The sequence below is a fragment of the Daejeonella sp. genome (genome assembly GCF_044342615.1).
Lineage (GTDB): Bacteria > Bacteroidota > Bacteroidia > Sphingobacteriales > Sphingobacteriaceae > Daejeonella.
Genome location: NZ_JBIIPN010000071.1, coordinates 1 through 13,340 on the forward strand (window position 1 = coordinate 1; position 13,340 = coordinate 13,340).

General features: G+C 35.7%; 11 protein-coding genes. 7 read left to right on the plus strand and 4 right to left on the minus strand.

The features are described from left to right. Positions 1–161: 161 nt before the first annotated feature. Together trxA and dnaE are read right to left on the minus strand one after the other, a co-directional pair. Positions 162–482, minus strand: coding sequence for a thioredoxin (gene trxA, locus ACIQ0D_RS07590; RefSeq protein ID WP_291402817.1), 321 nt, complete (start codon positions 480–482; stop codon positions 162–164). A gap of 76 nt (positions 483–558) precedes the next feature. Then, the gene (dnaE, locus tag ACIQ0D_RS07595; protein WP_395804309.1) at positions 559–4,191 is read right to left on the minus strand and encodes a DNA polymerase III subunit alpha; all 3,633 of its coding nucleotides are present in this window, start codon (positions 4,189–4,191) and stop codon (positions 559–561) included. A 365-nt stretch (positions 4,192–4,556) separates the two neighbouring features. Between dnaE and mdh the strand changes: the two genes are divergently transcribed. Both mdh and ACIQ0D_RS07605 read left to right on the plus strand, forming a co-directional pair. After that, positions 4,557–5,495, plus strand: a complete 939-nt coding sequence (mdh, locus tag ACIQ0D_RS07600; protein ID WP_395804311.1) for a malate dehydrogenase — start codon at positions 4,557–4,559, stop codon at positions 5,493–5,495. A gap of 13 nt (positions 5,496–5,508) precedes the next feature. Next, a complete protein-coding gene (locus ACIQ0D_RS07605; protein WP_395804313.1) occupies positions 5,509–5,937 on the plus strand; it encodes a retropepsin-like aspartic protease in 429 nt (142 codons plus the stop codon). Positions 5,938–6,025: 88 nt separating this feature from the next. On the opposite strand, the gene gyrB is transcribed toward ACIQ0D_RS07605, so the two are convergent. Continuing rightward, the gene (gene gyrB, locus ACIQ0D_RS07610) at positions 6,026–7,984 is read right to left on the minus strand and encodes a DNA topoisomerase (ATP-hydrolyzing) subunit B (protein ID WP_395804315.1); all 1,959 of its coding nucleotides are present in this window, start codon (positions 7,982–7,984) and stop codon (positions 6,026–6,028) included. 161 nt (positions 7,985–8,145) lie between these two features. Between gyrB and ACIQ0D_RS07615 the strand changes: the two genes are divergently transcribed. Next, complete coding sequence (locus ACIQ0D_RS07615; RefSeq protein WP_395804317.1) at positions 8,146–8,736, plus strand: OmpH family outer membrane protein; 591 nt, start codon at positions 8,146–8,148, stop codon at positions 8,734–8,736. A gap of 117 nt (positions 8,737–8,853) precedes the next feature. Here ACIQ0D_RS07615 and ACIQ0D_RS07620 read toward each other — a convergent pair whose 3' ends face one another. Next, on the minus strand, positions 8,854–9,246 hold the full coding sequence (locus ACIQ0D_RS07620) for an RNA-binding S4 domain-containing protein (protein WP_395804319.1): 393 nt from the start codon (positions 9,244–9,246) through the stop codon (positions 8,854–8,856). 78 nt (positions 9,247–9,324) lie between these two features. Between ACIQ0D_RS07620 and ACIQ0D_RS07625 the strand changes: the two genes are divergently transcribed. The 4 genes from ACIQ0D_RS07625 to ACIQ0D_RS07640 all read left to right on the plus strand — a co-directional run. Next, on the plus strand, positions 9,325–10,143 hold the full coding sequence (locus ACIQ0D_RS07625) for a 2,3,4,5-tetrahydropyridine-2,6-dicarboxylate N-succinyltransferase (RefSeq protein WP_395804321.1): 819 nt from the start codon (positions 9,325–9,327) through the stop codon (positions 10,141–10,143). Positions 10,144–10,209: 66 nt separating this feature from the next. Further along, complete coding sequence (locus ACIQ0D_RS07630; RefSeq protein WP_395804323.1) at positions 10,210–11,328, plus strand: glycosyltransferase family 4 protein; 1,119 nt, start codon at positions 10,210–10,212, stop codon at positions 11,326–11,328. Continuing rightward, the gene (locus ACIQ0D_RS07635; RefSeq protein ID WP_395804325.1) at positions 11,322–11,888 is read left to right on the plus strand and encodes an L-threonylcarbamoyladenylate synthase; all 567 of its coding nucleotides are present in this window, start codon (positions 11,322–11,324) and stop codon (positions 11,886–11,888) included. The genes ACIQ0D_RS07630 and ACIQ0D_RS07635 overlap by 7 nt, the downstream gene beginning before the upstream one ends. 135 nt (positions 11,889–12,023) lie before the next feature. Next, positions 12,024–13,340, plus strand: a 1,317-nt coding sequence (locus ACIQ0D_RS07640; protein WP_395804327.1) for a CCA tRNA nucleotidyltransferase, incomplete at its 3' end; no start/stop codon positions are given.

Consider the following 13,340-nt stretch of genomic DNA (forward strand, 5'->3'; position numbering starts at 1 on the left):
CGTTATATCTATAAAAACTTGCTTGAAAAACCAATTCCGGCAGAATATTTACAATACTGGAAATAGTTTTAATAAATAAAATTTGATCTCAATCGAGAGATTAAATAAAAAAGCTCCTGCAGATTACCTGCAGGAGCTTTTTTGTTTAAGGATATATAGATTTAAGCCAATTGCTTCGTTAACTTTTCAGCTAAAACAGATTTTGGAACAGCACCAATTTGCTTGTCAACAATTTCTCCATTTTTAAAGAAAAGAAGAGCTGGAATATTACGAATTCCGAATTGCATTGAAATTCCAGGATTGTTATCCACGTTAACCTTGCCTACAACAGCTTTTCCTTCGTACTCTTTTGCAAGTTCTTCAACTACTGGGCCTACCATACGGCAAGGACCACACCATTCTGCCCAAAAATCAACTAGGACAGGTTTATCAGATTTAAGGACTAATTCCTCAAAGTTTGCATCTGTTAATTCTAATGCCATAATAATAAATTTACGTTTTTATAATTCAAATATAGTATTCAATATTCTTGCCACAAATATTTGTGCCAATGTGACATTAATTCAACTTATAGCGAACTCCTATCATTTTTGAAATTTCATTCAAAAATTCATTACTGGGATTGATTCTCACCGTTTTAGAGGGCATCTCAAGTATGGTTTCTTCCTCATAATCCATCACCATAAATTTTAATTGACAGTTTCTATTCTCATTCTGTTCGGTATTCAGCCTAATAATTTCATCCATTTTATTAATAAATGTATTAGACAATTCAGTGAGAGGTACTTGTATTGTCAGACTTTTTGACATTTTATCCCTCAATTCTGAAAGTAACACAATGCTATTTACCTTAAACTCCCAATTATCTTTTTGCTTAAACCTTTCTGTAACTAGTCCGCGAACCTGTAAAAAAAGCCCCAACTCAAGATATTGTTTTAACTTAATATAATCTTCGCCAAAGAGTGCAATTTCAAAAGTTTCACCATAATCTTCAAACATGAAAGTCCCGAAAGGCTTACCCGTTTTAGTGGTACCATGTCTACAAGCAGAAACTAGTCCGCCGATAATTAAATCACGATTACTAATTTTCTTAAACTCTTCCTGGTCTTCAGGGTATATTTCAGTACCCTTCATACGATTGACCAGACTTAAATGCCTTACTTGATGAGAGCAAAAATGATCCAACTCAAACTTATAATTATCTAAAGGATGGCCTGTAAGGTAAATACCAATCGATTCCTTTTCATATTTCAACTTTTCAATCAAGCCCCATTCTTCACAGTCAGGCATTTGTGGTTCTGATATCTCCGCATCATTAGTCCCGCCAAACAATGAAGCCTGAGAAGAATTTAAGCTATTTTGAAAATCGTTACTATATTTTATTAAACGTTCTATCCCGTTATAAAAACTTCCATCAGGTTTAAAGAAAAAAGATGACCTATTATGACCGAAGCAATCAAATGCTCCACCATAAACCAAATTTTCATATACTTTTTTACTTACTGCTCTTGAGTTAGAGCGACGAGCAAAATCATACATACTTTGATAAAGTCCATTTTCAGTACGCTCCTCAACAATACTTTCAACTGCCTTATCTCCAACTCCTTTCATTCCCGACATCCCAAATCGAACTTCACCTTTTTTATTTACGGTAAAACTCAATTCTGACTCATTAATATCCGGACCTAAAACCGAAATTCCCATCTGTTTACATTCTTCCATGAAGAATGATATTTTTTCGATGTTATTCTGATTATTAAGTACGGCCGCCATGTATTCGGACGGGTAATTAGCTTTTAAATAGGCCGTTTGATAAGCTACAAAAGCATAACATGTGGAGTGCGATTTATTGAATGCATACTGCGCGAAAGCTTCCCAATCAGTCCACACCTTCTCTGAAATTTTACTATCATGACCATTAGCACTACAGCCATCCATGAATTGGGCTTTCATTTTGTTAAGCACTTCAATCTGCTTCTTCCCCATTGCCTTACGTAAAACGTCGGCATCACCCTTGCTAAAGCCAGCAAGCTTTTGGGATAGAAGCATCACCTGCTCTTGGTAAACCGTAATTCCATAAGTCTCCTCAAGGTGCTCCTGCATATCCTGCAAATCGTAGGTAACCTCTTCACGACCATGCTTACGGGAAATAAACTTAGGGATATATTCTATCGGTCCCGGGCGATAAAGGGCATTCATCGCAATCAAATCCTCAAATTTATCTGGCTTTAAATCACGCAGATACATTTGCATTCCATCACTTTCAAATTGGAAAGTTCCATTGGTATCTCCTCGTTGATAAAGTTCAAATGTTTTAGGATCTTCTAATGAAATATAATCAATATCAATATCTACATCATGATTCTGCTTAATCAAACGCAAAGCATCCTTAATAATGGTGAGGGTTTTTAGGCCCAAAAAGTCCATTTTGATTACTCCCGCATCTTCAATTACTCGTCCGTCAAATTGAGTAACTAATAAATCTGATTCTTTAGATGTAGCAACTGGAATGATATCTGTTAAATCATAGGGTGCAATAATAATTCCCGCAGCATGAACTCCTACGTTTCTTACCGAACCTTCCAGAACCATCGCCTCTCTTAAAACTTCCGATTGAAGAGTTTTACCATCATCAAGAATTTTGCGGAGAGTTTTAATATTCTCAAAATCTTCAGGATTTTGCTCCTTTTTGACCGTATCAATTGGGGCAGTCATTACCTGAACGAGGTTTGTTCCGGGGCGGTCTGGAACAAGCTTTGCAAGCATATTTGATTCAGCTAAAGGCAAATCTAACACCCTAGCAACATCTTTTATACTTGATTTAGCAGCCATCGATCCATAAGTAATAATCTGCGCTACTTGATTTTTACCATATTTATCAACCACATAATCGATTACTTTTTGTCGCCCCGCATCATCAAAATCCGTATCAATATCGGGCATCGACTTTCTATCCGGATTTAGGAAACGCTCAAAAAGCAAATTATATTTAATAGGATCAATATTGGTGATGCCAATACAATAAGCAACTACAGAACCGGCGGCAGAGCCCCTTCCGGGACCAATAAACACACCTAAATCGCGTCCTGCACGGATAAAATCGGCCACAATTAAGAAATATCCGGCAAAACCCATGGTGCGTATGGTGAAGAGCTCAAAGTTTAGGCGTTCTTCAACCTCCGGACTAATATCTTTGTAGCGTTCTTTAGCTCCCTTAAAAGTGATATCCTTCAAGTATTCCCACTGGTTCAAATTTTCAGATTCAGCGCCCGAATGTATCTTAAACTCATCAGGAATCGGGAAATTAGGAAGCATGATATCACGCTTTAGCTGAAGATGCTCAACCTTATCTACAATTTCATTGGTATTATCTAATGATTCAGGCAAATCATGGAAAACTTGTCCCATTTCCGCCTGACTTTTAAAGAAAAATTGATCATTTGGAAAACCAAAGCGATAGCCTTTACCACCCTCCTCATCAGTTGCAATTGGCGTACTTTTCATGTCTCCAGTATTCACACATAATAAAATATCATGTGCATTTGCATCTTGCTGATCAACATAATGCGAATCATTAGAGCAAATCACTTTTACATTGTATTTCTTGGCAAATTTCAGAAGTACAGCATTTACCGTCTCTTGTTCCGGAATATCATGTCGTTGAAGCTCGATATAAAAGTCGTCTCCAAACAAATCAAGCCACCATTTAAATTCAGTTTCACCTTCCTCCTCCCCTTTTTTCAGAATAGTTTGTGGCACGGAAGCACCTAAACAGCAGGTAGTTGCTATTAAACCTTCATGATATTGAAGAATTAGCTCTTTATCAATTCTGGGCCATTTACTGTATAAACCTTCAATATATCCTAGAGAGCATAGTTTTACAAGATTTTTATATCCTTGGGCATTTTTAGCGAGAAGTAATTGATGATGGCGTATATCACGCTTATCTTTAGTGAATTGCTTTACATGCCTATCATTAACCACATAAAATTCACAACCAACAATAGGCTTTACGCCATGTTTACCTGCTTCTGCAACAAACTTAAATACACCGAACATGTTTCCATGATCTGTGATAGCCATCGCTTTCATTCCATCGGCTTTTGCTTTTTTGAAAAGACGTGAAATATCGGCGGCACCATCCAAAAGTGAAAATTGAGTATGTACGTGCAGGTGCGAAAAATCAGGCATAAAATTTTATTAGGATGAATCTCAAATTTACAAATCTTTTGAGCCTCTAGAAGGGGTGTTGAAAATTAAAATAGGAATTTTTTAATTTGAAAAACAGTGCTAAAAAAATGATAATTTCTCCTAAAAAGACTTAAAAGACATAATATAACGAATTTTTAGTTAAAAAGCAAGAAAATTGAGGTGAATTTTGGAAAATTAGTCAAGGAAAATGGTAAAGAATTTCATAAAAAAGATTGAATTTTCTATCTTCGGACTATAATTTAATTCATTTCAAAAATCATTGATAGAATTGAATTTCACTGTGCAGAAATGGCGTTCATTAGCTTCACAGAATTACCTGATCTCAAATTTAAATAAATCATAAAATGAAAATTACAGTTGTAGGAGCCGGTGCCGTAGGAGCAACTTGTGCTGATAACATCGCTAGAAAAGAATTAGCTGAAGAACTTATTTTATTAGACATCAGAGAAGGATTTGCTGAAGGAAAGGCAATCGATATGATGCAAACTTCTGCCTTATTGGGTTTTGACACTAAAATCAAGGGTGTTACCAATGATTATGTTGCTACTGCCGACTCAGAAGTTGTGGTTATCACTTCAGGTTTACCACGTAAACCTGGGATGACAAGAGAAGAGCTAATTGGCACCAATGCTAACATTGTTAAAAGTGTTACTGAAAACATCCTAAAACATTCTCCAAATACAATTATTATCGTGGTTTCAAATCCGATGGATACCATGAATTACTTAACCCTTAAGACTTCTGGATTACCTAAAAATAGAATTTTGGGTATGGGTGGAGCATTAGATTCGGCAAGATTTAAGTATTATTTAAGTGTTGAACTTGGTTGTTCACCTGCAGATTTAAATGCAGTTGTGATTGGTGGCCATGGTGATACAACTATGATTCCTTTAATCAATCATGCTACTTGGAATAGCATCCCTGTTACTCAGCTTTTATCAAAAGAGCAGCAAGAGCGTGTAGTTTCTTCTACGATGGTTGGTGGGGCTACCTTAACAAAACTAATTGGAACATCCGCATGGTATGCTCCAGGTGCTGGTACCGCTGCAATGGTTGAAAGCATTGTTCGTGATGAAAAGAAACTTATTTCTTGCGGTGTAGCTTTAGATGGAGAATATGGCCAAAAAGATATCTCATTAGTAGTTCCAGTAATTTTAGGAAAAAATGGATGGGAGAAAATCTTAGACTTTAAGCTTACGGATACTGAGCAAGCTGAATTCAATAAAAGTGCAGACGCTGTAAGAGCAATGAATGCAGTTTTGAAAGAATCAAATCATATCTAATATTGCTATTTAAATGGCATATAAAACAGTTCCTTTAGAACTAATCAATTTAAATAATGACGGCTTCCACCTCTTGGTGGAAGTTGTTGTTTTTGGGCAAAACTTTAATACTGTACTTGATACGGGGGCTTCAAAAACTGTTTTTGATAAAGAAACGATTGAAGCTTTTAGCAAAAGTGGCGAATTAATGGCATCTGATAGAGTTTCTACCGGACTTGGAGCAAATAATATAGAAAGCCATTCCATTATCCTTCCCACCTTAAAGATTGGGAAGATGAAATTAAAAAATTTTGAAGCTGCCGTACTTGATTTAACTACTATCAAACAAGCCTATTCAAGTCTTAACTTACCTCCAATTATTGGTGTTATCGGTGGTGATATTTTAAATAGTCATCAGGCAATAATAAATTATAGAAAACTGAAGTTGAAGCTCTTCAAATAATTGATTGCACAATCTAAAACCGAAAACTTCAAACATAAAAAAGCCCTTCAAAAAAATTGAAGGGCTTTTTCCATTCTAAAGACTCGAATTAAATATCAATTCTAGCATATTTAGAGTTCTTTTCTATGAAATCACGTCTAGGACCAACTTCATCTCCCATTAACATGGAGAAAATATGATCACATTCAGCAGCATTTTCGATTGTTACTTGTCTTAATGTACGTGTTTCTGGATTTAGAGTAGTGTCCCATAATTGCTCTGCGTTCATCTCTCCAAGACCCTTATATCGCTGAATATTTACACTTTCTTCTTTACCAGCACCTTTCAAAGCCTGAACTGCAGCATCACGCTGGTCATCATTCCAAGCATACTGAAACTCTTTACCTTTTTTAACCATATAAAGTGGTGGTGCTGCAATATAGATATAACCAAATTCAATCAAAGGCTTCATATATCTAAAGAAGAAGGTCAAGATTAATGTGGTAATATGCGATCCATCCACGTCGGCATCGGTCATAATGATGATTCTGTGGTACCGCAATTTTTCCATGTTAAGTGCTTTTGCATCCTCAGCAGTACCAATACTAACCCCCATGGCTGTAAACATATTCTTGATCTCATCATTTTCGTAGATCTTATGTTCCATTGCCTTTTCAACGTTCAGGATCTTACCTTTTAATGGAAGAATAGCCTGAAAATTACGATCACGACCTTGTTTTGCCGTACCACCTGCCGAATCTCCCTCGACAAGATAAAGCTCACATGCTGCAGGATCATTATTTGCACAATCGGCTAGCTTACCAGGCAATCCTGAACCACCCATTACTGTTTTACGCTGAACCATCTCACGTGCTTTACGTGCGGCGGCCCTAGCTGTAGCAGCAAGAATCACCTTATTCACGATCATTTTAGCTTCACGTGGATTTTCTTCAAGGTAATCACCAAGAATCTCACCAACAGCAACATCTACAGCACCCATTACCTCGTTATTTCCTAATTTGGTTTTGGTTTGCCCCTCAAATTGAGGCTCCTGAACTTTAACTGAAATAACAGCTGTTAATCCCTCTCTAAAGTCATCCCCTGTGATTTCAATCTTCATGTTTTTCAACATGCCAGATTTCTCAGCATAAGCTTTAAGGGTACGAGTTAAACCACGACGGAATCCGGCAACGTGTGTTCCTCCTTCATGGGTATTAATGTTATTTACGTAAGAATGTACATTCTCTGTATAAGTATCATTGTACTGAAGAGCAAGCTCTACAGGTATTCCCTGCTTAATTCCTTCCACATAAATTGGCTCAGGAATAATAGAATTACGAGTACCATCAAGATACTTTACAAACTCTTTTAAACCACCTTCAGAAAAGAACTCTTCAAAAAGGAATGCACCATCATCACTAGTTTCACGCTCATCCGTTAAAGATAGACGAATCCCTTTATTTAGATAGGCTAACTCACGTAAACGTGCGGCAAGAGTATCAAATTTATATTCTGTAGTAAGTGTAAATATCTCAGGATCAGGCTGAAAAGTAACGGTTGTGCCAGTTTTTTCACTTTCACCAATTACTTTAACATCGTATTGAGGTTTACCACAAGAATATTCCTGTTGGAAAGTTTTACCCTCACGCTGAACTACAACTTTAAGAGCTGTAGAAAGTGCATTCACACAACTTACCCCTACCCCGTGCAAACCACCAGAAACCTTGTAGGTATCTTTATCAAATTTACCACCGGCATGAAGAACAGTCATTACTACTTCAAGTGCCGATCTTTTTTCCTTGGTGTGCATAGCGGTAGGAATACCGCGTCCATTATCTGTTACTGTTATTGAATTACCATTATGAATGGTAACCTTTATGTCAGAACAATAACCGGCCAGAGCCTCGTCAATTGAATTGTCAACAACCTCATATACAAGGTGATGCAGTCCTTTAAATCCGGTATCACCAATATACATTGATGGGCGCTTTCTTACCGCTTCCAGGCCTTCAAGTACCTGTATATTATCCGCCGAATAATTAGATCTGTCTTCTGTTTCTTCGCTCATAGTTTCTTATTACAACAAAGATCAAAAATAACCATTTTAGATTGAATTTATTGCATTGTTGATAAAATTACACCTTAGTCCCAAATCTTAGTCTGGGCTTAAATTAAATGGTTGAGATAATGGTTTGAAAGTTTATATTTGTTTAAATTTTTATAAAAATCATGAAGAAATTAATAACAAACATTAGTAAAATAGCAGCAATTTTAGCCATTACAGCAATTGTTGTTTCATGCAACAAAGAACAATCTAAAACTGCAAGCTCTGCAACTGGCACTTCTGCAAGCAATCTAGATGTGGTTTATGTAAACTCTGACTCACTTTTAACTAATTATGAATATTTTAAAGCTGTTCAGAAAACTTTTGAAGAAAAATCTAAGAAGGCACAGGCTGATCTTCAAGCAAAAGGTGCAGCTTTTCAACGTGAGGTTGCTGCTTATCAACAGAATGCAGGCAGTTTAAGTGCAGATCAGCGTGCTTCAACTGAAGAGCGTTTGGCTAGAAAACAACAAGAATTGGCTACTTACAATCAAAATGCTGGTAATGCCTTAGCTAATGAAGAGGCTACAGAAAACGAAAAACTTTATAACAAAGTGGCTGATTTCTTAAAAGTTCATGCAAAAGAAAAAGGTTATAAAATTGTATTAACCTATTCAAAATCTAACCCTGCAGTTTTATACGCTGATGAAAGCTTAGATGTTACGAAAGATGTATTAGCTGGATTAAACGCTGAATACAACAAGAATAAAAAATAAATTTTTGAATATTAATTAAAAACCTCGGTTTATTAACCGGGGTTTTTTAGTTTAAATTGTAATAAGGATCAAATTGTTAATCATGGGGTTGATGAAATGGAGATTAACCTGTACAAATCAATCAAACCAACCCTCTTGTAGATCATCAATTTCCCTACGATCTCTTTTGGTTGGCCGTCCTGTACCTCGATCTCGACTTAAAGTAGGACTTTGGAACATCGACTTATAGGCAGGAGTATCTTCAACTGGAGTCAAGTCTTTATAAAAATTAACTGCTGTTTTAGCATCTACCCTCCTTTCCAACAATCCAATAACCTCAATTACCTTTTTATCACTACCCTTTTGAACGGTATAAACTTCCCCTATTTTTACAATGTGTGAAGCCTTTAAGTTTTGTCCATTTAATTTTATCCTACCAGCTTTACAAGCTTCGGTCGAAATACTTCTTGTTTTAAAGGCACGTATAGCCCATAAATATTTATCAATACGTAATTTTTCGGAATCAGACATATTACAAAATTACATAAGAATTGACTGATTAATACAAAAATTGGCATAAATTCCTTTAATTTGTATATAAATTATATTATGACTAGCGAATTAAAAAAACTGATAGAAAGTGCATGGGATGATCGCAATCTCATCAATTTTAAGGAATACAAGGATGCCATCGAGCAAGTAATTTTACATCTCGATAAAGGTGAAATCCGAGTTGCAGAGCAAATTGGAAATCGCTGGCATGTGAACGACTGGATTAAAAAAGCTGTGATTCTTTATTTTCCAATTAGAGAAATGAAAGAAATTGAAGTGGGACCATTTGTATTCCACGACAAAATGAAACTAAAAACAGATTACAAGGAAAATGGAGTAAGAGTTGTTCCTCATGGAATTGCTCGCTATGGTGCTTTTCTTGCTAGAGGAGTAATCATGATGCCTTCATATGTAAATATTGGTGCTTATGTTGACGAAGGCACCATGGTTGATACTTGGGCAACCGTTGGTTCATGTGCACAAATTGGAAAACATGTTCATTTAAGTGGTGGTGTTGGTATTGGAGGTGTTTTAGAGCCTATACAAGCTTCTCCAGTTATTATTGAAGATAATTGCTTCATCGGATCTAGAGCTATAGTTGTAGAGGGCGTACACGTTGAAAAAGAAGCTGTTTTAGGTGCTAATGTTGTTCTTACAGCATCTACAAAAATAATCGATGTAACTGGTGATGAGCCAATTGAATATAAAGGAATAGTTCCAGCACGTTCAGTTGTTATTCCTGGATCTTACGCAAAGAAATTCCCTGCAGGCGAATATCAAGTCCCATGTGCCCTAATAATCGGCAAAAGGAAAGAATCAACAGATAAGAAAACATCTCTAAATGATGCATTGAGAGATAATAATGTAGCAGTATAAGCCTTAAATAAACTCTTTTAATTAGAAGGGATGAAAAACCATCCTTTCTAATTTCAGAATAAGAATATGAAAATAGGATTCGACGGTAAACGTATCATACAGAATTTTACTGGTTTAGGAAACTATAGCAGATTTATTATAGATATTCTCGCCGAATATTATCCAAATAATCAATACTCGATTTTTGCACCCTCTCATCCAAAAAATAATTTAAGTTTTTCAAAATCAGCATCCATTAGTTTTCACTATCCAAAAAAGCAATTTTTAAAAACTTTTTGGAGAAGTTTTGGCATAGTTAAAGATTTAAAAAATGAAAAAATCGATATTTTTCACGGACTAAGTAATGAAATTCCTTTCGGACTAAAAAAAGCTAACATAACCTCTTTAGTTACCATTCATGATTTGATTTTTTATAGATATCCTCAGTATTATCCATGGTTTGATAGAAAAATTTATGAGTTTAAGGTGCGTTATGCATGTAAGCATGTCGACAAAATTATTGCCGTTAGTGAGCAAACAAAGCGTGATTTAATTGATTTTTTGAGTGTAGAAGATTCAAAAGTTGAAGTCATTTATCAAAATTGTAATCCTCAATTTAATATTCAGTTAAGTCCGGATGAGAAATATAAGATCAAAAACTCCTATCAACTGCCAGACGAGTATTTATTAAATGTAGGCAGTATCGAAACACGAAAAAATGCTTTATTAATTGTTAAAGCTTTAAAAGAATTAGATTCTAACATTCATTTAGTACTAATTGGAAAAGACACTCCTTATTCAAAAAGTATTAAAGATTACGTGAAATCAAATAATCTAAATAACAGGGTTCATTTTCTAAAAAATGTCTCATTTAATGATTTACCTGGGATATATCAGCAGGCAAAGATTTTTATCTACCCATCTGAATTTGAAGGCTTTGGAATTCCGATCGTGGAAGCTTTAAGCTCTGGAGTACCCGTAATTGCAGCTAAGGGATCTTGCTTAGAGGAGGCTGGTGGTATGGGAAGCATTTATATTGATCCCAAAAACCACGTTGAATTAGCCGATCAAATAAAAATTGTACTAAGTGATAAAGAACTAAGAGAAAATATGATCCAATTAGGCTTTGAGCACATCAAAAAGTTCACGAATCAAAATATTGCTGAAAAATTAATCAAACTTTACCAAAAAACATCTAAATGCTAAGAGACGAAGTTAATAAAGCGTTAGAAATACTAAAAAACGGAGGTTTAATTCTTTACCCAACCGATACTATTTGGGGAATTGGGTGTGATGCAACAAATGCAGAAGCTGTAGAGAAGGTTTTTAAACTCAAAGGTAGATCAGAAGAAAAAAGCCTGATTGTTTTAATAGAAAACGACAATAAGCTTCAAAGTTATGTAAAAGAGGTGCCTGAAATTGCCTACGACCTTATCGAATATGCGGAAAATCCTTTAACAATAATTTATTCCGGAGCAAAAAATCTAGCAACTAATGCAATAGCTAAAGATGGCAGTATTGGTATTAGGATTGTAAAACATGACTTTTGCGAGCAATTAATTCAACGATTCAAAAAACCAATCATTTCCACTTCTGCAAATGTAAGTGGAGAAGCTTCACCAGCCAATTTTAGCGAAATAAGTGATACCATAAAGCAAGGAGTTGATTATGTAGTTGATTGGGAGCAGGATAATATGGCAAAAAAGAAAGCATCAACCATTATGAAGCTCGAACCTGGAGGTTTATTCTCATTCATTAGGAAATAAGTGTTTAATCTGAATTAAGGATTAATTTTAAATGAAAAGTGCAATAATATGTAGTCCTTTGCGGATGAAATTAAGGCTTGCTAAACCTAGCCTATCGATCCCCATCTCCTATCATAGAGATACGATCCATAATTTATGAAAGAACATTTACAACATCCCATATTTAAAAAACTTAGCATATTAGCTGAAGAATCAAAGACCGAGATATATGTCATTGGGGGCTTTGTAAGAGACCTTTTTCTCAATAGACCATCTAAAGACATCGACATTCTTGTAATTGGAAATGGAATTCAATTTGCTGAGGCAGCTGGTAGATTATTGCACACTAAAGTCTCCGTTTTTAAAAACTTTGGCACGGCCATGCTTAAACATGACGATCTCGAAATAGAGTTTGTTGGTGCCAGAAAAGAGTCTTACCGTGCCGAATCTAGAAAACCAATTGTTGAGAATGGTACCCTTGAGGATGACCAAAAACGTCGGGATTTTAGTATAAATGCCATGGCATTGGGACTAAATAAGGATAATTTTGGAATTCTCTTAGATCCATTTGAAGGGATTAAGGATCTTGAAAATAAACTTATACGTACACCTTTAAATCCAATTGAAACTTTTTCTGATGATCCTCTGAGAATGTTAAGGGCAATAAGATTTGCTACTCAACTAAATTTCACAATTCACCAAGAGGCTATTGAAGCAATCAAGAAGAACTGTAACAGGATTAAAATTGTCTCGTCCGAAAGAATTACGGATGAACTTAATAAAATTATTCTGGCAACAAAACCTTCTACAGGTTTCATCTATTTGTTTGATACGGGACTCTTACGTGAAATATTCCCACAAATGGCGGATCTATATGGTGTTGACATTATTGATGGAAAAGGACATAAAGACAATTTTTATCATACCCTACAGGTTTTAGATAACTTATCAGAAAACACTAATGACCTTTGGCTGAGATGGGCTGCAATTCTTCATGACATTGCCAAACCTGCCACAAAACGCTTTGAGCCTGGCCATGGATGGACATTTCATGGGCATGAAGACCGTGGAGCGAGGATGGTACCGAAAATATTTGCACAACTCAAGCTCCCTTTAAATGAAAAAATGAAGTTGGTACAGAAGTTGGTACAATTACACTTGAGGCCAATAGTTTTGGCTCAAGACGTGGTTACCGACTCCGCAGTGAGACGTTTATTATTCGAAGCTGGAGAAGAAATAGATAGCTTAATGTTACTTTGCAATGCCGATGTAACAACAAAAAACGAATATAAGGTAAAGAAATACCGCCGTAATTTTGACCTTGTAAAACAAAAATTGAAAGATGTAGAGGAAAGTGATCAGCTTAGAAACTGGCAACCTCCTGTTAGTGGTGAAGACATAATGAAGGCTTTTAATTTGAGCGCTGGCAAAAGTGTTGGAATCATTAAAAATCAAATTAGAGAAGCTATTCTT

What these genes read in the sequence shown, in the direction of transcription:
- trxA (WP_291402817.1), bottom strand. Translation starts at nt 482, where the DNA reads ATGGCATTAGAATTAACAGATGCAAACTTTGAGGAATTAGTCCTTAAA.
- dnaE (WP_395804309.1), bottom strand. Translation starts at nt 4,191, where the DNA reads ATGCCTGATTTTTCGCACCTGCACGTACATACTCAATTTTCACTTTTG.
- mdh (WP_395804311.1), top strand. Translation starts at nt 4,557, where the DNA reads ATGAAAATTACAGTTGTAGGAGCCGGTGCCGTAGGAGCAACTTGTGCT.
- ACIQ0D_RS07605 (WP_395804313.1), top strand. Translation starts at nt 5,509, where the DNA reads ATGGCATATAAAACAGTTCCTTTAGAACTAATCAATTTAAATAATGAC.
- gyrB (WP_395804315.1), bottom strand. Translation starts at nt 7,984, where the DNA reads ATGAGCGAAGAAACAGAAGACAGATCTAATTATTCGGCGGATAATATA.
- ACIQ0D_RS07615 (WP_395804317.1), top strand. Translation starts at nt 8,146, where the DNA reads ATGAAGAAATTAATAACAAACATTAGTAAAATAGCAGCAATTTTAGCC.
- ACIQ0D_RS07620 (WP_395804319.1), bottom strand. Translation starts at nt 9,246, where the DNA reads ATGTCTGATTCCGAAAAATTACGTATTGATAAATATTTATGGGCTATA.
- ACIQ0D_RS07625 (WP_395804321.1), top strand. Translation starts at nt 9,325, where the DNA reads ATGACTAGCGAATTAAAAAAACTGATAGAAAGTGCATGGGATGATCGC.
- ACIQ0D_RS07630 (WP_395804323.1), top strand. Translation starts at nt 10,210, where the DNA reads ATGAAAATAGGATTCGACGGTAAACGTATCATACAGAATTTTACTGGT.
- ACIQ0D_RS07635 (WP_395804325.1), top strand. Translation starts at nt 11,322, where the DNA reads ATGCTAAGAGACGAAGTTAATAAAGCGTTAGAAATACTAAAAAACGGA.